General features: G+C 67.1%; 15 protein-coding genes and 1 pseudogene. 14 read left to right on the forward strand and 2 right to left on the reverse strand.

What is annotated here, in order from left to right; all coding sequences use genetic code 11:
• Positions 1-5 precede the first annotated feature (5 nt).
• From BOQ54_RS09205 to BOQ54_RS09245, 9 genes are all read left to right on the forward strand, one after another.
• Positions 6-1,679: a ribonuclease J gene (locus BOQ54_RS09205; RefSeq protein WP_063186284.1), complete on the forward strand. Its 1,674-nt coding sequence runs from the start codon at positions 6-8 to the stop codon at positions 1,677-1,679.
• Between the two features lie 30 nt (positions 1,680-1,709).
• Positions 1,710-2,114, forward strand: a complete 405-nt coding sequence (gene mce, locus BOQ54_RS09210) for a methylmalonyl-CoA epimerase (protein WP_063186286.1) — start codon at positions 1,710-1,712, stop codon at positions 2,112-2,114.
• A gap of 94 nt (positions 2,115-2,208) precedes the next feature.
• Positions 2,209-2,439, forward strand: a complete 231-nt coding sequence (locus BOQ54_RS09215; protein WP_055458337.1) for a DUF1467 family protein — start codon at positions 2,209-2,211, stop codon at positions 2,437-2,439.
• A 428-nt stretch (positions 2,440-2,867) separates the two neighbouring features.
• Positions 2,868-4,190 (forward strand): proline--tRNA ligase, encoded by a 1,323-nt coding sequence (gene proS / locus BOQ54_RS09220; RefSeq protein ID WP_063186288.1) that lies wholly within the window; start codon positions 2,868-2,870, stop codon positions 4,188-4,190.
• Positions 4,191-4,215: 25 nt separating this feature from the next.
• On the forward strand, positions 4,216-5,496 hold the full coding sequence (locus BOQ54_RS09225) for a lipoprotein-releasing ABC transporter permease subunit (protein WP_071923757.1): 1,281 nt from the start codon (positions 4,216-4,218) through the stop codon (positions 5,494-5,496).
• A 6-nt stretch (positions 5,497-5,502) separates the two neighbouring features.
• Positions 5,503-6,195, forward strand: coding sequence for an ABC transporter ATP-binding protein (locus BOQ54_RS09230; RefSeq protein ID WP_019403679.1), 693 nt, complete (start codon positions 5,503-5,505; stop codon positions 6,193-6,195).
• Between the two features lie 112 nt (positions 6,196-6,307).
• The gene (locus BOQ54_RS09235) at positions 6,308-6,727 is read left to right on the forward strand and encodes a DUF3775 domain-containing protein (protein WP_055458333.1); all 420 of its coding nucleotides are present in this window, start codon (positions 6,308-6,310) and stop codon (positions 6,725-6,727) included.
• Between the two features lie 26 nt (positions 6,728-6,753).
• Entirely contained in the window at positions 6,754-6,969 is a 216-nt protein-coding gene (locus tag BOQ54_RS09240) for a ChaB family protein (protein WP_063186291.1), read from the forward strand.
• Positions 6,970-6,979: 10 nt separating this feature from the next.
• Positions 6,980-8,008 (forward strand): ribose-phosphate diphosphokinase, encoded by a 1,029-nt coding sequence (locus tag BOQ54_RS09245; protein ID WP_063186292.1) that lies wholly within the window; start codon positions 6,980-6,982, stop codon positions 8,006-8,008.
• Here BOQ54_RS09245 and BOQ54_RS09250 read toward each other — a convergent pair.
• Positions 7,944-9,053, reverse strand: coding sequence for a hypothetical protein (locus tag BOQ54_RS09250; RefSeq protein WP_063186293.1), 1,110 nt, complete (start codon positions 9,051-9,053; stop codon positions 7,944-7,946). The genes BOQ54_RS09245 and BOQ54_RS09250 overlap by 65 nt on opposite strands.
• 181 nt (positions 9,054-9,234) lie before the next feature.
• On the opposite strand from BOQ54_RS09250, the pseudogene BOQ54_RS09255 reads away from it, so the two are divergent.
• Positions 9,235-10,551 (forward strand): annotated as a pseudogene (locus BOQ54_RS09255) (nicotinate phosphoribosyltransferase); the annotation flags it as partial.
• 69 nt (positions 10,552-10,620) lie between these two features.
• Positions 10,621-10,809 carry a hypothetical protein gene (locus tag BOQ54_RS20235; RefSeq protein WP_245282570.1) on the forward strand — a complete coding sequence of 63 codons (189 nt, stop codon included), beginning with the start codon at positions 10,621-10,623 and terminating at the stop codon, positions 10,807-10,809.
• 69 nt (positions 10,810-10,878) lie between these two features.
• On the opposite strand, the gene BOQ54_RS09260 is transcribed toward BOQ54_RS20235, so the two are convergent.
• On the reverse strand, positions 10,879-11,325 hold the full coding sequence (locus BOQ54_RS09260; RefSeq protein ID WP_071923758.1) for a host attachment protein: 447 nt from the start codon (positions 11,323-11,325) through the stop codon (positions 10,879-10,881).
• A 250-nt stretch (positions 11,326-11,575) separates the two neighbouring features.
• Between BOQ54_RS09260 and BOQ54_RS09265 the strand changes: the two genes are divergently transcribed.
• From BOQ54_RS09265 to BOQ54_RS09275, 3 genes are all read left to right on the forward strand, one after another.
• On the forward strand, positions 11,576-12,274 hold the full coding sequence (locus BOQ54_RS09265; RefSeq protein WP_083585947.1) for a CBS domain-containing protein: 699 nt from the start codon (positions 11,576-11,578) through the stop codon (positions 12,272-12,274).
• 523 nt (positions 12,275-12,797) lie between these two features.
• Positions 12,798-16,268, forward strand: a complete 3,471-nt coding sequence (gene dnaE / locus BOQ54_RS09270) for a DNA polymerase III subunit alpha (RefSeq protein ID WP_071923759.1) — start codon at positions 12,798-12,800, stop codon at positions 16,266-16,268.
• 467 nt (positions 16,269-16,735) lie between these two features.
• Positions 16,736-17,740, forward strand: a complete 1,005-nt coding sequence (locus tag BOQ54_RS09275) for a 30S ribosomal protein S2 (RefSeq protein ID WP_055458326.1) — start codon at positions 16,736-16,738, stop codon at positions 17,738-17,740.
• Positions 17,741-17,827: the final 87 nt, after the last annotated feature.

A 17,827-nucleotide genomic window follows, 5' to 3' on the forward strand; every position in this document is an offset into this window, starting at 1 on the left:
AGGGCATGGCCTCACGCGATGACGACGGCCTCGTATTCGTAGCGCTCGGTGGTCTCGGCGAGATCGGCATGAACGCCGGTCTCTACGGCTTCGGGCCGGCGCGCCGGCGCAAATGGCTGCTCGTCGACTGCGGCATCGCCTTCGCTGGCGAGGATGTGCCGGGCGTCGATCTCATCTTCCCCGACATCCGCTTCCTCGAGGAGGAGAGGGACAACCTCGTCGGCATCGTCATAACCCATGCGCACGAGGACCATATCGGCGGCCTCGCCGAGCTGTGGCCGCGCCTTGGCGCGCCCGTGGTGTGCACGCCCTTCGCGGCGGGGCTCCTGGAGGTCCGCCGCCTCGGCGAGCCCGGCGCGCCCAAGATCCCGCTGAACGTGGTGGAGCAGGGCGGTCGCGTCACCCTCGGCCCCTTCGACATCGAATTCGTCGCCGTCGGTCATTCGATCCCTGAATCGAATGCGCTCGCCATCCGCACGCCGCTTGGTACCGTCGTCCACACCGGCGACTGGAAGCTCGACCCGCATCCGGGCGTCGGCCGGCCGACGGACGAGAAGCGGCTCACGGAAATTGGCGACGAGGGCGTGATCGCGCTCATCTGCGATTCGACCAACGTCTTGCGGGATGGCGTCAGTCCCAGCGAGGCGGACGTCGCCAAGACCCTGATGGAGGTCATCCGCGAGGCGCCGGAGCGCGTGGCCGTGACGACCTTCGCCTCCAACGTCGCGCGCCTGCGCGCTGTGGCCGAGGCGGCCGCGGCCTGCGACCGCGAGGTCGTCGTCTTCGGCCGGGCGATGGACCGCGTCATCGACGTCGCGACCGAGCGCGGCTATCTCGCCGGCCTGCCGCCGTTCCGCTCGGCTGAGACCTTCGGCTACCTGCCGCGCAACAAGGTGGTCGCATTGCTCACGGGTAGCCAGGGCGAGCCGCGGGCCGCGCTCGCCCGCGTCGCGAATGACGAGCATCCCGACATCGCACTCTCCGCCGGCGATCGCGTGATCTTCTCCTCTCGCACCATTCCGGGCAACGAGAAGGCGGTCGGTCGCATCATCAACAATCTCGTCACGCGCGGCATCGAGGTGATCACCGATCGGGACGCGCTCGTCCACGTCTCCGGCCACCCGCGCCGCGGCGAGCTCGCCGCCATGTATCGCTGGGTGCGGCCGAAGGTGCTCGTGCCGGCGCACGGCGAGGCCCTGCACCTCACCGAACAGGCAAAATTCGCCCGCGCCGAGGGCATCGGCAGCGTGGTGCGGGCCATGAACGGCGAGATGGTTCTGCTCGCGCCCGGCAAGCCGGCCGTCGTGGACGATGTGCCCGTCGGCCGCCTCTACAAGGACGGGATGATCGTCGTCAGCGCCGGCGAGGCCACCATCGGCGAGCGGCGCAAGCTCGCCTTCGCCGGCGTCGTCTCCGTCGCCATCGCCCTCGACGCCAAGGGCGAGATCGTCGGCGAGGCGCAGGTGGAGGTCAGCGGCCTGCCGCCCGCGACGCGCGAGGGCGAGCCGATGTTCGAGCTCGTCGCCGATGCTGTGGCCGACGTGCTGGACGGGCTACCCAAGGCGCGCCGGCGCGACCCCGATGCGGTCGCGAATGCCGTCGAGCGCGCGGTGCGGGCGGAAGTGCGCCATGCCTGGGGCAAAAAGCCAACGTGCCACGTGCACGTGATCGTCGTATGAGGTGAGGGTTCCGTCAGCCGGGAGAGCCTCATGATCGGCCGCCTCAACCACGTCGCCATCGCTGTCCGCAATCTCGAAAGCGCCTGCGCCGTCTACCGGGACACCCTCGGAGCACGCCTGTCGCCGGCCGTTCCGCAGCCGGAGCATGGCGTCACCACGGTATTCATCGAACTGCCGAACACCAAGATCGAGCTGCTGGAGCCTCTGGGCGCCGATTCCCCGATTGCCCGCTTCCTCGAGCGCAATGCCGATGGTGGCATCCACCACATCTGCTACGAGGTAGACGACATCATCGCCGCGCGCGACCGGCTGGTGGAGAAGGGCGCGCGCGTGCTCGGCAGCGGCGAACCGAAGATCGGCGCGCACGGCAAGCCTGTGCTCTTCCTCCACCCCAAGGACTTCTGCGGTACGCTCGTCGAGCTGGAACAGGCCTGAGCGACCGTCCTAGATCCGGACCCGTCGGGTTGCTTCAACCTGATTGGTGGATCCGTCTCCATTGCCGAGAACCTAAGCGGAGCGGGTAGACCCGATGACCATTGCGACCTGGCTGGCCCTCTATTTCATCATCTGGTGGACGGTTCTGTTCGCTGTCCTGCCCTTTGGCGTGCGCAGCCAGTTGGAATCGGGCGAGGTGACGAGCGGCACGGAGCCCGGCGCGCCGGCGAAGCCCCGACTCCTCAAGAAGGTGCTGGCGACCACCGTCGTCTCGGCCATCGTCCTCGCGCTCGTGAAGGTCGCGCTGGCGCTCATCGAACTGTGACATAAGGGGGTAGGAAACGCGGTTGGTTGCGCGTGAAACCGTGTCTTCCAACAAAAAAGCAAGGCTGACGCCTTGCTGTTGGAGTTTCTTCTCGAACCCGTAACGCCTGTTCATTCGGAACAACGGGGTGCTCTCGCACCTCTCGACGTCGCCTGGGCTTCCTCCCGAGACCTGGACCGCAGTTCCCCGCTCTGTGAATGGCGGCGGGGACTTTCGATCGGGTAACAATGCATAGTCGATCGTTCACCACTTGTCACCCATTTGTGCAGGGGCTGCCCGCATTTTTTGCATGGTGTTGTCACACATGGGTCGAATGGCGGTGCGTTGGTCGGTGAGTCGCAAAGCCAGCCTTGTCTTTTGCCGTGCGGCGGTGTTGTCTCAGCGGACGACTCGCTTCCCTTTCCACACAAGCCCGTTGCCGGTTTCTCATGCGTCTCAGCCGCTATTTCCTGCCCACGCTCCGCGAAGATCCCAAAGAGGCGGAGATCGTTTCCCATCGCCTGATGCTGCGGGCAGGACTCATCCGGCAGCAATCGGCGGGGATCTATTCCTGGCTGCCGATCGGCCTCAAGGTCCTGAACAAGATTGCGGCAATCGTACGGGAGGAACAGAACCGTTCCGGCGCCGTCGAACTCCTGATGCCGACCATCCAGTCGGCCGATCTGTGGCGTGAATCGGGGCGCTACGACGCCTACGGCAAGGAGATGCTGCGCATCACCGACCGGCACGAGCGCGAGATGCTCTACGGGCCGACGAACGAGGAGATGATCACGGACATCTTCCGGTCCTACGTGCGCTCCTACAAGGACCTGCCGCTCAATCTCTATCACATCCAGTGGAAGTTCCGGGACGAGATCCGGCCGCGCTTCGGCACCATGCGCTCGCGCGAATTTCTGATGAAGGATGCCTATTCCTTCGACATCGACCAGGCCGGCGCGCGCCATTCCTACAACAGGATGTTCGTCGCCTACCTGCGCACCTTCGCCCGCCTCGGCCTCAAGGCCATCCCCATGCAGGCGGATACGGGCCCGATCGGCGGTGACCTCAGCCACGAGTTCATCATCCTTGCCTCGACGGGCGAGAGCGAGGTGTTCTGCCACCGCGACTTCCTCGACTTTCCGATCCCAGCCGCGGACACGGATTTCGACGACGTTGCCGGCCTTCAGTCGATCGTCGACAAGTGGACGTCGCTCTACGCCGCGACCTCCGAGAAGCACGACGAGGCCGCCTTCGCTGCTATTCCGAATGACCGGAAGGTGTCGGCGCGTGGCATCGAGGTCGGCCACATCTTCTATTTCGGCACGAAATACTCCCTGCCGATGAAGGCGACGGTGACCGGGCCGGACGGCAAGGAGCATCCCGTGCACATGGGCTCCTACGGCATCGGCCCGTCGCGGCTCGTCGCCGCCATCATCGAGGCCAGCCACGACGAGGCCGGCATCGTCTGGCCGGATCCGATCGCGCCTTTCGACGTCTCGCTCATCAACATCAAGGTCGGTGACACAGCGACGGACGAGGCCTGCGCGCATCTCCATCGGGCGCTCGCCCTGCGCGGCCTCGACGTGCTGTACGACGACCGGGACGAGCGTCCCGGAGCCAAGTTCGCGACGGCCGACCTCGTCGGCATGCCGTGGCAGATCCTCGTCGGCCCCAAGGGGCTTGCCGACGGCAAGGTGGAGGTGAAGCGCCGCGCCACGGGCGAGCGCGAGCTTCTGTCGATCGAGGATGCCGTGACGCGGATCGCGGGCTGACGGCGAGGCAGGGGCGGGGAGCGGCATGAGCGGACGCGCGGCCGAGAGCGGTTCGACGAGACCCTTCGCGCTCTTCGAGTGGCTGCTGGCGGCCCGCTATCTGCGGGCGCGCCGGCGCGAAGGCTTCATCTCCGTCATCGCCGGCTTCTCCTTCCTCGGCATCATGCTCGGGGTCGCGACGCTGATCGTCGTGATGTCGGTGATGAACGGCTTTCGCAAGGAGCTGCTCGACAAGATCGTCGGCGTGAACGGCCACATGTTCATCCAGCCGATCGATTCCCCGCTGACCGATTTCGACGCCGTGTCGAAGCGGCTCGCCGACCTCTCGGGGGTGAAGCTCGTCGTGCCGATGGTGGAGGGCCAGGCGCTCGTCTCCTCCACCGCGGCCTCCGGCGGCGCGCTGGTGCGCGGGGTGCGCGAGGCCGACATCGCCAGCATTCCCTTCATCGCCGATACCATCCGGCAGGGCACGCTGCGCGATTTCGACGAGAAGGGCGGCGTCGCTATCGGCCGGCGCATGGCCGAATATCTCGGCCTTCGTGTCGGCGATTCACTCACCATCGTCTCGCCGCGCGGCGCCGCGACGGCCTTCGGCACCGCGCCGCGGATCAAGGCCTACCCCATCGTCGCGGTGTTCGAGATCGGCATGTCCGAGTTCGACAACACCTTCGTCTACATGCCGCTCGGCGAGGCGCAGGCCTATTTCAACCGGGACGGCGACGTCAGCGTCATCGAGGTCTTCCTGAACAATGCCGATGATGTCGGCGCCATGCGCCCGCGCATCGAAGAAGCCGCGGGCCGGCCGATCATGATCACCGACTGGCGCCAGCGGAACCGCACCTTCTTCGGTGCGCTCGAGGTCGAGCGCAACGTGATGTTCCTCATCCTGACGCTGATCGTGCTGGTGGCGGCCCTCAACATCGTTTCCGGCCTCATCATGCTGGTGAAGGACAAGAGCGAGGACATTGCCATCCTGCGCACGATGGGGGCGACGCGCGGCGCCGTGATGCGAGTCTTCCTCATCACAGGCGCCTCCATCGGCATTGTGGGAACGCTCGCCGGCTTCCTGCTCGGCCTCACCCTCGCATGGAACGTGGAGGCGATCCGCAGTTTCCTGTCGCAGCTGACGAGTTCCAACCTCTTCCCGGCAGAGCTCTATTTCCTCAGCCGCCTGCCGGCTGAGATCGACCCCGGTGAGGTGACGACCGTGGTGCTCATGGCGATCGTCCTGTCGCTCGTGGCAACGCTCTACCCGAGCTGGCGGGCGGCGCGCCTCGACCCCGTCGAAGCCCTTCGCTACGGGTGAGACGGCATGACGACGCCCCAGACGCCGGCCCTGTTCCTCTCCAAGATCGAACGCCGTTACCCCCAGGGCGAGACGATGCTCGACATCCTGCGCGGCGCGGACCTCGCCGTGTGGCCAGGCGAGATCGTCGCGCTGGTTGCGCCGTCCGGCACAGGCAAGTCGACGCTGTTGCACATCGCCGGCCTCCTGGAGCATCCCGATAGCGGCGAGGTCTACGTCGGCGGCGAGCCGACGACGGGGCTCGACGATGCCGGACGCACGCGCCTGAGGCGCCTCGATATCGGTTTCGTCTACCAGTTCCACCACCTGCTGCCGGAGTTCTCGGCGCTCGAGAATGTCGCCCTGCCACAGCTCATCCGCGGCTTGGCGCGCCGGGAGGCGGAGGCCCGCGCCGCCGAGGTGCTGAGCTTCCTCGGCCTCGGCGAGCGCCTCGTCCACCGGCCGGCGGAGCTCTCCGGTGGCGAGCAGCAGCGCGTCGCCATCGCCCGCGCCGTGGCCAATGCGCCGCGGGTGCTCCTCGCCGACGAGCCGACCGGCAATCTCGATCCGAAGACGTCGGACTACGTCTTTTCGATGCTGGTCGCGCTGGTGCGTGCCTCGCGCCTCGCGGCGGTCATCGCGACCCATAATCTCGACCTTGCCGCACGCATGGACCGCCGCGTCACCATCCGCGACGGCCTCGTGGTCAGCCTCGACTGAGGGGACGGCACACATTGCGCCATTGATTCTGCGCAATGGCTGGCTGCAAGATAGGACACATGCTGGTGGGGACCTGCAGGCACCGTCGTCTGCGGAATCGGGGAGCCACACCATGCCGAGGCCGCCGAATCTCTCCATTGCACTGGACAAGGTCTGCTTCATCATCATCAAGGCGCGCCAGTTCGACGTGAAGGACGACGTCACCGAGCCGCACCCTGCCTCGAACGCCAGTGATGACGGCATGCGCTCGGTGCTGGAGGACCATCGCGACGATCCCGTGGCGGCCGAGCTCGCCGCTGCCATTGCCGCGCTCAACGAGGATGAGCAGATCGATCTCGTGGCACTGGCCTGGCTGGGGCGCGGCGATGCCGGCCTCGACGGCTGGGTGGACCTGCGGGCCGAAGCCGAGCGCGCGCATAACACCCGCACGGCCCGCTACCTCATGGGAATCCCGCTGCTTGCCGACTATCTGGAGGAGGGGCTGTCGCAGTTCGGCCTGTCTTGCAGTGACATGGAGAGCGAGCACCTCTGATCCTTGCGGCATCGCGCGAGGTTGCCATGCCGTACCGCGACAACAGCGACCTGCCACCGGCCGTGCGCGCGCATCTGCCGGCGCATGCACAGGACATCTATCGGACGGCCTTCAACAGTGCCTTCGCCGATCATTCAGATGACCCCCGGCGGGAGGAAATCGCCCATCGCATTGCATGGGCGGCCGTCAAGCGCTCCTATGTCAAGCGGGGTGAACTCTGGGTTGCCCGCGATGGTCGATAGGAGGCTCGCGATGCCGCCAGCCACGATTTGGTCACCCGCCGATGTACGGTCCATTGCAGCCGACCGGCTGAAGATCTTTGCGCTTGTCGGCTCGCAGGATCTCGGGCACGCGGTCGCGCGCCTTATCGGGCAGGAGCTGGCCCGGCACGAGGAGCGGGATTTCGAGGACGGCGAGCACAAGGCGCGGCCGCTCGAGCCCGTTGCCGGTGCCGATGTCTATGTTATCCACTCGCTGCATGGCGGCCCGGATGGAAGCGCCAACGACAAGCTGTGCAGGCTCCTCTTCTTCATCGGCGCCCTCAAGGATGCAGGCGCAGCGCGCGTCACGGCCGTCACGCCCTATCTCTGCTATGCGCGCAAGGACAGGCGCACCAAGGCGCTCGATCCCGTCATCACGCGCTATGTCGCCGGCCTTTTCGAGGCCATGGGGACCGATGCGGTCGTCGCGCTCGACGTGCACAACGAAACCGCCTTCGAGAACGCCTTCCGTCTGCCGACGGTGGCGCTTTCGGCGGCCCCGCTGCTCGTCCGCCACCTCGCCGCGGGCCTTGCAACGGAGCCGCTGTGCGTTGTCTCGCCCGATCTCGGCGGCGGCAAGCGGGCTGATCTGTTCCGCGAGGTGCTGGAAGCGGTGACGGGCCGCGCGGCGGGCAAGGCTTTCGCCGAGAAGCGGCGCAGCGGCGGCATCGTCTCTGGGGATCTCTTCGTCGGCGAGGTCGCGGGCGCGACCTGCATCATCGTGGACGACCTCGTCAGCACGGGCGGCACATTGGCGCGTGCCGCGAAGGCAGCCCGGGCGGGCGGCGCACGGAGCGTCATCGCCTGCGTGACGCACGGCCTGTTCATGCCGGGCGCCGAGACGGCGCTCGCAGATCCCGCCATCGATCGTGTCGTGTCGAGCGACAGCGTGCCGCCGTTCCGGCTGCCGCAAGGGCCTGTACGCGACAAGCTCGACGTCGTGCCCGTTGCGCCGCTCATCGCCGAGGCGATCGCGCGGCTGCACACCGGCCAGGCACTCGCCGATCTGTTCGTCTATTGAGAATGCGCTCGAGCCGTCCTGCATCGGCAAGGGCAAGATCGATGTAGGTGCGCGCGAGGCGTGGCCATTTCTCCGGCGTGCGGGGCTCGGCATCGAGAAGGTGGGTGATGGCGAGGCGCGCCCGCAGCAGGGCCCGGTAGCTGCGATAGAACAGGAAGAGGCCGTTGCCACGGCGGTCGCCGAGCAGACGCGCGAGGCGGTGCCGCAGCGCTTCTCCTGCCCAGCCAACGCCAAGCCGCTCGCATTCGAGATGGAGGAAGGCGATTTCGTCGAGCGGGTCGAGCGCACGCAGCGGTTCCGAAAACTCGAGGCAGTCGATGACGATAACGGGATCGGTCAGCCAAATGTGCTCGGGTCTGAGATCCCCATGCGCCTCCACGACCCGGCGCGCCCGCCGGACAAGAATGCCCGGTCGTCGGGCAAGGAAGGCGCGCTGCGCGCGGCAGATGCGCGCGATCGTGCCTTCCGGGAGGTGAAAGCGCGGATCGCGCAGGAGCTGCTCGTTCTCGAGCAAGGCTCGCCGCCAGCGCGCCAGATGCACGGCGGGGGCGACGGGAAGGCGGCGAACCCGCCGGTAGAATGTCGCGAGCCGAGCGGCGAGGCGCTCTGCGTCCGCCCGCGTCAGGTGCTGCTCGCGGGCGTGGGTCTCGAGGGTATGGCGCTCGTCGAGACGGCGCATGAGGACGAGCCAGTCGACGATCGTTCCGACCGCGCCGAAGGACAGGCCGTCCGGCGTCCGCCTGAGCGGCATGACATCCAGATAGACGTCGGGCGCAAGGCGGCGGTTCAGCGCCAACTCGGTGCGGCAGGCCGCAGCCCGCCGGTCGGTAGTCGAAAAATCGAGACAGGCGGACCGCACGGGCTTCTTGAGCTTGTAGACGTGCCGCTCGGTCAGGAACAGCCAGGACATGTGCGTCTCGCGCGCCTCGACGGTGCTGGCGGGCAGAGCAAGACACTCCGGCTGACTGAGGAAACGCACCTTGTCCGCAAACGGAACATCCGGCGCGGTCTCGGCCGTGAGACGCGGTGTCGAAGGCGCGAACATGCGGTAAGGTTATAGACCGCCTCGCCGGCGGCGTTGACGTCGATCAAGGCGAGATGGCGTGCTCGGCGTCATCGTCGCCAGTCATGGGCACCTTCGGGGCCGGTGCGGCGGGCCGCCAGCGGGCATCGCACCGGTTGCCGCAAGGCGGGTCGTCCGTGAGAAGCCTGTCCGAGGTGTGCGGATGGACGCTGCGGGTGCCCTGCTCACAGACCTCTACCAGTTGAACATGATCCAGGCCTATCTGGAGCATGGCCGAACGCGGACGGCGGTGTTCGAGTTTTTCGTCCGCAAGCTGCCGCCGCGGCGCAATTTCCTTGTCGCAGCGGGGCTCGAGCAGGCGCTCGACTATCTCGAGAACCTGCGATTCACGGATGACGAGATCGCATGGCTCGGTGAAAGCGGGCGTTTCTCGTCGGCGTTTCTCAGGCAGTTGCGCGCGCTGCACTTCACCGGCGATGTCGATGCGGTGCCGGAAGGCACTGTCTTCTTCCCGAACGAGCCGATCCTGCGCGTGGTGGCTCCGTTGCCCGAGGCCCAACTCGTCGAAACCCGCCTCCTCAATCTCCTGCACTTTCAGAGCCTCATCGCATCGAAGGCGGCGCGCATGGTGCTCGCGGCGCCAGGCAAGCTCCTCGTCGATTTCGGCCTGCGGCGGGCGCACGGGATGGAGGCGGGGCTTCTTGCCGCACGGGCGAGCTATCTCGCCGGCTTTGCCGGCACCGCGACGCTCCTCGCCAGCCGTCTGTTCGGCATTCCCTCGTTCGGCACCATGGCCCATTCCTTCGTGCAGGCGCATGAGGACGAGGTGGCCGCCTTCGAGGCTTTCGCACGCTCGCGGCCCGAGGGTCTCGTGCTGCTGATCGACACCTACGACACCGAGGCGGCCGCGCGGAAGGTGGTGGAACTCGCGCCGCGGCTGAAGGCAGAAGGCATCGCGGTCAGGGGTGTGCGCCTCGACAGCGGCAACCTCGTCGCCCTGTCGCGCGCCGTGCGGCAGATCCTCGACGACGGCGGCCTGCCGGACGTGACCATCTTCGCCAGCGGCGGCCTCGACGAGGAGGGGATCGCAGCCATGCTGGCGGCCGGCGCTCCCATCGACGGTTTTGGCATCGGCACCAGCCTGACGACCTCCGCCGATGCACCGGCGCTCGACTGCGCCTACAAGCTGCAGGAATACGCCGGCGTCGCCCGGCGCAAGCTGTCGGCCGGTAAGGCTACCTGGCCCGGCCGCAAGCAGGTCTGGCGCAGCCATGGCGCGGACGGGCGGCCTGCCGGCGACATCCTCTCCGTGCTGGACGATGACCAGCCCGGCACACCGCTGCTCGTGCCCGTCATGCGCCATGGCAGGCGCATCGCGCCGCAACCGTCCCTGGCCGCGATACGGGCTTATGCGGCCGAGGCCCTGTCCCACCTGCCGGACGATCTGCGCGGGCTCGATCCGGCGCCCGCCTATCCGGTGACGGTCGCGCCGAAGCTTGTTGCGCTCGCCGAGACTGTCGACCGGTGGCTCGCCGCTTCGCTTGGAGCGAACGGCGGGCGTGCAAATAACCAGCAAGGGGAGTTGTCGATGAAAGAATCATCGAATGCCGAGACACCGAAGGGAAGGCCGCCGGAGAAGCCGGCCTCCCCCGAAGCCGAAAGGCGCCGGCGGCTCGAAGAACAGCTCGAAGAGGGGCTTAAGGAAACCTTCCCGGCCTCCGACCCGGTTTCCGTGACGGAGCCCGCGCCAACGCGGCCGGGCAATAACGGTCGCTAACGGACGGGGGCGAGCGTCGCAGCGACAGGGGCGGTCTTCGGCTGTCCCCGGGGCGGCCGGCACCATCGGTCATGCGTTCGTCAGGAGCCGCTCGATCTCGTAGACCGGATGCTTGGTCAGGTCCTTGCCGACCTCGGCCAGCAGCGTCGCGCGCATGTCATCGGCGAGACATTCGCGCATGGCCGCCAGCATGCGCGGCGGCGCCACGAGCACAAGGCCGGGCGGCTGCATCGCCTTGTGAAGGGATTCAAGCGTCCGCATCGTCTCCTCTGCGAACTGCACCTTGGCCTCGCGGTGCCGGTCCGCACTCTCGACTGCACTCGCCGGACCAACGGCATTCTGCCGGCGGCCGGGCCGGTCCGTGCCGGCAGCCGCATCGACGCCGTTCTCGGGAGCCTCGGCATGCCGTTCGACCTGAAGATTGGGGAAGAGCTCGTCGCCCTCGTTCCGCAGGAAGAGGGCCCTGCGGGCATCGCACACGACGACGAGGGCATCGTGGGGGAGGGAAAGCTGCATGAGAATCTCCAAAGGCGAACGGTGATGGTGCCGATAGTCGCGCCTGCGCGGGGACGTTCATTGATCGACCGCAACCTGGCGTCGAAACCGCGCAGCCGTTCGGCCGTTGATGTAACGCAAGGCTTTTCGGGCCCGTCTGTGCCACAGCAAGGCTGCCGGACAGACGGCAAGCGAGCCGGGCGAAGGGCGGAGCGTCTCACGAACGCCCGCTATTGGCGGAGCGTCATGGCAGTGAGCATGAGGAGGCAGGATGATGAACGTTGGCGACATCATGACCATGGGCGCGGCGACGGTACATCCGGACACGTCCGTCCTCGAGGCGGCGCAACTGATGCTTCATCATGGCATCAGCGGCGTGCCCGTCGTCGACAAGGAGGGGCGGCTCGTCGGCATGGTGACCGAGCGCGACCTGCTGCGGCGCGCTGAGACCGGCACCGAGCACCGGCGTCCGCGCTGGCTCAGCTTTCTCATGGATCCGGCTGCGCGAGCCGAGGACTACGTGCGCAGCCACGGCCGCAAGGTGTCGGACGTCATGACGCAGGACCCCCAGAGCGTTGCCCCCGACGCGCCGCTCACCGATGCGGTGGATCTGATGGAGCGACGCGGCTTCAAGCGCCTGCCCGTGGTGCGTGACGGCAAGGTTGTCGGCATCGTGAGCCGGGCCAATTTCCTGCGCGTTCTTGCGCGCCGGCTGGAGGACGCGGCGCAGGCGACCGCCGAGGACATGGACATCCGCCGGCGCATCCTCGAAGAGGTCGATCGCGAGGGCTGGGTGTCGAACGCCTCCCTCGACGTCGTGGTCAACGCCGGCAAGGTCGAACTCGACGGCACGGTCGATGACGAGCGCGTGCGTGATGCCCTGCGCGTGCTGGCGGAGAACGAGCCAGGCGTCAGCGAGGTGGTGGACCGTCTGCGCGTCCAGCGCCCGATGACGCAATGGCCGATCTGACGGCGGTTCCCGCGACATCGCGCTATCGGTTCCGGGGGGCAGCGATCCGCCGGTCTTGAGAGTGGCCGAGGCGTCGGGTGCCTCGGTGACAGTCACCACGAACCGATTGCTACCGCGTGCGCAGGCGAGCGCCCGCGCTCCGGCTGCTTCGCGCCGCCATCCCTGAAGGCACGCCGCACGGAGCGCCGGCGACGGTAATGATTTATTGACTCAAACAGGCGCCGGGACTTGAACAAATAGTGAATAACTGTGAACATACGACGAACAATAGGAGCGAGACATGTTCAAGACCGTTGTCACCTCACTTGTCGAGATCGCATCGCTCGGCGTCTTCGTCACCATGATCGGCGTCTGGGCCACGGTTGCCAGCGGGCCTCCCGTCTGATCGAAAGACCGTCCACAGCCGGTGGGACGCCGACCCTCGACGGCGCCGACCGGTCAAGGCGATACTGCGGCGCTTCCGACCGATCGGATGGATCAGCAGCGAGTCGCCGGGGCCGAAGGGACGAGGACGGAACGAACGATGGGCAGCATCCTGAGCAGCGTCGGCTTCGTGCATCTTCACGTGCACTCGTCCTATTCGCTGCTCGAGAGCGCCCTGACCGTCACGACCCTCGGCAAGCTCGCCGCCGCCGACAAGATGCCGGCGCTTGCCCTCACCGACACCAACAACCTCTTCGGCGGATTGGAGTTCTCGGAAAAGCTGAAGGGCCTTGGCATCCAGCCCATCGCCGGTGTGCAGCTGTCGGTTGCCTTCGAGGAACAGGATCCGGCCCAGCGCAGCGTCCACGCCCGCGACTATCCCCACCTCGTCCTGCTGGCCCAGGACGAGGTGGGATACGGCAACCTGATGCGGCTCACGAGCTGGGCCTATCTCGAAACCGATCCCAACGAGAAGCCGCATGTGCCGCTCGACCGTGTCCTCGCCAACAGCCGGGGCCTCATCGCGCTGACCGGCGGCTTCGGAGGGCCGCTCGACCAAGCTCTCCGCGAGGGGCGGTCCGAAAGTGCCGAGAAGCGGCTCAAGGCCTTGCGCGGCGCCTTCGACGGGCGGCTCTATGTGGAATTGCAGCGTCACGGCCTGCCCGAGCAGGCTGCCGCCGAGCCTGAGCTGCTGCGGCTCGCCTATGACCTCGGTCTGCCGATCGTCGCCACCAACGAGCCCTTCTTCGCCAAGCCGGACGATTACGAGGCCCATGACGCGCTGCTGGCAATCGCAGCAGGGCGGCTCCTGTCAGACGAGAACCGGCGGCGCGTCACGCCGCAGCACGACTTCAAGACACGCGCGCAAATGGCTGATCTATTTTCGGATTTGCCGGAAGCACTGTCTTCGAGCGTCGAGATTGCCATGCGCTGTGCCTACCGCATCCGCACGCGCAAGCCGATCCTGCCGCGCTTCGACGCCGGCACCGAGGGCGCCGAGAGCGACGAGGGTGCGGAGCTGCGCCGGCAGGCGGTGGAGGGTCTGAAGCGCCGCCTCGATGCGCACGGCCCGGCGCCCGGCCTGACGGTGGCGGATTACGAGGAGCGGCTGGACTTCGAGCTATCGGTCATCGAGCGCATGAAGTATCCCGGCTACTTCCTCATCGTGTCGGACTTCATCAAATGGGCGAAGGCTCACGAAATCCCCGTCGGGCCGGGACGCGGCTCGGGCGCGGGCTCGCTCGTCGCCTATGCCCTTACCATTACCGACCTCGATCCGCTGCGCTTCGGCCTGCTGTTCGAGCGCTTCCTCAACCCCGAGCGCGTGTCGATGCCGGACTTCGACATCGACTTCTGCCAGGACCGGCGCGAGGAGGTGATCGGCTACGTCCAGAAGCGCTACGGCGAGGACAAGGTCGCGCAGATCATCACCTTCGGCACCTTGCTCGCCCGCGGCGTGATGCGCGACGTCGGCCGCGTGCTGGAGATGCCCTATGGCCAGGTCGACAAGCTCACCAAGCTCGTGCCGCAGAACCCGGCCAATCCGGTGACGCTCAAGAAGGCCATCGAGGACGAGCCGCGCCTGCAGGCTGCCGCCGAGGAGGAGCCTGTCGTCGGCCGCATGCTCGCCATCGCCGAGAAGCTGGAAGGCCTGCACCGTCACGCCTCGACCCATGCCGCAGGCATCGTCATCGGCGATCGGCCGCTCGAGGAACTGGTGCCACTCTATCGCGATCCGCGCTCGGGCATGCGCGTCACCCAGTTCAACATGAAGTGGGTAGAGCAGGCCGGGCTCGTGAAATTCGATTTCCTCGGCCTCAAGACGCTGACGGTGCTGACGACGGCGGTCAATTTCGTGCGCCAGCGCGGCATCGACCTCGACCTGTCGCGCATCCCGCTCGACGACCGCACCACCTTCGAACTCCTCGGCCGCGGCGAGACGGTCGGCGTGTTCCAGGTGGAAAGTGCGGGCATGCGCAAGGCGCTCGTCGACATGCGTGCCGACCGGCTGGAGGACCTCATCGCCCTCGTCGCGCTCTACCGGCCCGGCCCGATGGCCAACATCCCGGTCTATTGCGACCGCAAACACGGGCGCGGCGAAGCCTCCGAGAAATGGTACCTGCACCCGAAGCTGGAGCCGATCCTCAAGGAGACTTTCGGCATCATCATCTACCAGGAGCAGGTGATGCAGGTGGCCCAGGCGTTGTCCGGCTACTCGCTCGGCGAGGCCGATCTCTTGCGCCGAGCCATGGGCAAGAAGATCAAGGCCGAGATGGACGCCCAGCGCGTGCGCTTCGTCGAGGGGGCGCTGAAAAACGGCCTCACGAAAGACCTTGCCAACGAAATCTTCGACCTTCTCGCGAAGTTCGCCGACTACGGCTTCAACAAGAGCCACGCGGCGGCCTATGCGCTCGTCGCCTACCAGACGGGCTATCTCAAGGCCAACTACACCGTCGAGTTCCTGGCCGCCTCCATGGCGCTCGACATGGACAACACGGACAAGCTGTCGGAATTCCGCCGCGAGGCCGAGCGCCTCGGCATTCGCGTCGAGCCGCCGTCCATCAACCGCTCGGGCGTCTCCTTCGAGGTCGACCACGACGGCGTGGGCCCGGGAATCATCCGCTACGCACTTGCAGCGACAAAGGGCGTCGGACGTCAGGCGGTGGAAAGCATCATTGCAGCACGCGGCAACAAGCCTTTCACAAGTCTTTCTGATTTTGCGTCGCGCATCAATCCGCGTCTCGTCAACAAGCGCACCCTGGAAGCGCTGATCGCGGCGGGCGCTTTCGATGAGCTGGAGCCCGATCGGGCGCGCGCGACGGCGGCGATCGATGCCATGATGGCGCTCGCATCGCGCATGGCGGCGGCGGCCACCGACGGTCAGGCGGACATTTTCGGCGGCCTAGCCGCCGGCTCCGAGCCGCTGCGCATCCCACCCTACGAGCCGTGGGTTCCGGCCGTGCGGCTGCAGAAGGAATACGACGCTGTCGGCTTCTTCCTGTCCGGCCACCCGCTCGACGGCTACGAGGAGATGCTCGAGCGGCTGCGCGTTCAGCGCTGGGTGGATTTCGCCAAGGCGGTCAAGGCCGGTGCGACCATGGGCCGGCTCGCGGCAACGGTGCTCGACCGGACTGAGCGGCGCACCAAGAGCGGCAGCAAGATGGGCATCGTCACGCTCTCGGACCAGACCGGGCATTTCGAGGCCATCGTCTTCTCCGAAGGGCTGCAGCGCTTCCGCGATCTCCTGGAGCCGGGGCGGGCGGTGGTGCTCGTGGTGCAGGCCTCCGTCGAGGGTGAGGACGTGCGCGCCCGCATCCAGTCCGTCGAGCCGCTCGATGAGGCGATCGCGCAGCATCAGAAAGGCATGCGCATCTATGTACGCGACGAAGCCCCGCTCGCCAGCGTCAGCGAGCGCCTGAAGCAGCGCGGCGAGGGTGAAGTGTCGATGGTGCTCATCCTCGACAATGCGCAGGAGGTGGAACTGCGCCTGCCCGGGCGCTATCTCGCCACCCCGCAGATCGCCGGCGCCCTGCGCGCCGTGCCGGGCGTGGTGCACGTCGAGCTGCAATAGCCGCTGCGCAGTGCGGCCGGACGTGCTGGGTCATGCCGCCATGCGATGATAACCTGATGGGTATCGGGCCATGCGCTGGTTCCCGGCGCTCGCCCGCGCTGCGCGCACGCGGGCCGGGAAACGAGGGCCTGACCGGGAGAACCGTGATCGCGGACGGATGCAGGGAAACGCGGCGGAACGGAATGCGAGCCGGGGCCCGGCGCTTGATCCCGAGCCGCCTGCTCTCCCGATCCCCGCATTCCCACGCATCCGCCCTCGAGGGTGGAATGCTGATGCCTGCCGCCATCGCGCTTTGGTACGAGGTCCCGCGAAAATTGCCACGCGTGAAGCGCCCGGAGGCTTGCGTCGCGGCCGCGGCGCCCGTATAAGCGCCGCCATCCCACACGCGGAGAACGCTCGAAGAGCATCCGGTGGCCGACGCCAGCGTCGGTCGCAACTCCGCGGAGGCTTGAACCGGAGAAATCGTAATGGCGCTTCCTGAATTCTCGATGCGTCAGCTGCTTGAGGCTGGCGCGCATTTCGGACACCAGTCCCACCGTTGGAACCCGAAGATGGAATCCTACATCTTCGGCGCCCGCAACGGCATCCACATCATCGACCTCGCCCAGACGGTGCCGGCGCTCTACCGTGCGCTGCAGGCGATCTCCGACACGGTGGCGGCCGGCGGTCGCGTGCTGATGGTCGGCACCAAGCGCCAGGCGGCCGATGCCGTCGCCGATGCGGCCAAGCGCTCGGCCCAGTACTATGTCAACTCCCGCTGGCTCGGCGGCATGCTGACCAACTGGAAGACGATCTCGGCGTCCATCCAGCGCCTGCGCAAGGTCGAGGAGATGCTGGCCGGCGGCGCGCAGGGCCTGACCAAGAAGGAGCGTCTGATGCTGTCGCGCGAGCGCGACAAGCTCGAACGTGCCCTGGGCGGCATCAAGGACATGGGCGGCACGCCGAACCTGCTCTTCGTGATCGACACGAACAAGGAGCAACTCGCCATCAAGGAGGCGCAGCGCCTCGGCATCCCGGTGGCCGCGATCGTTGATACGAACTGCGATCCTGACGGGATCACCTATCCCGTGCCGGCCAACGATGACGCGGGTCGGGCCATCGCGCTCTACTGCGATCTCGTGGCCCGCGCGGCGATCGACGGCATTTCGCGCAGCCAGGGCGATTTTGGCATCGACATCGGCGCCTCCGAAGCTCCACTGGTCGAGGATTTGCCGGCGGAGATCGAGCAGGCGGGCGAGGCCTTCGAACTGCTCGATGCCCCGCGCGGTGCGCCCGACGATCTCACCAAGATCGCGGGCGTTGGTCCGCAGCTCGAGAAGACCCTGAACGAGGCCGGCATCTTCCATTACTGGCAGATCGCCGCCATGGGCGAGGCCGATGTCGCCAAGCTCGACGCGGAGCTCAAGCTCAACGGCCGCATCGAACGCGACGGCTGGGTGGCGCTTGCCCGCACCCTGAGCGAGTCTGTTTGACCGCTTCGCAATTCCGTGCCGCTTGAGCGGCACGATGATGTCCGGGGCATGGTGCGGCCTGGCGCTTCGGTGCCGGGCCGCGCCGCA

Source organism: Chelatococcus daeguensis, assembly GCF_001887265.1.
GTDB classification, from domain to species: Bacteria; Pseudomonadota; Alphaproteobacteria; order Rhizobiales; family Beijerinckiaceae; genus Chelatococcus_A; species Chelatococcus_A sambhunathii.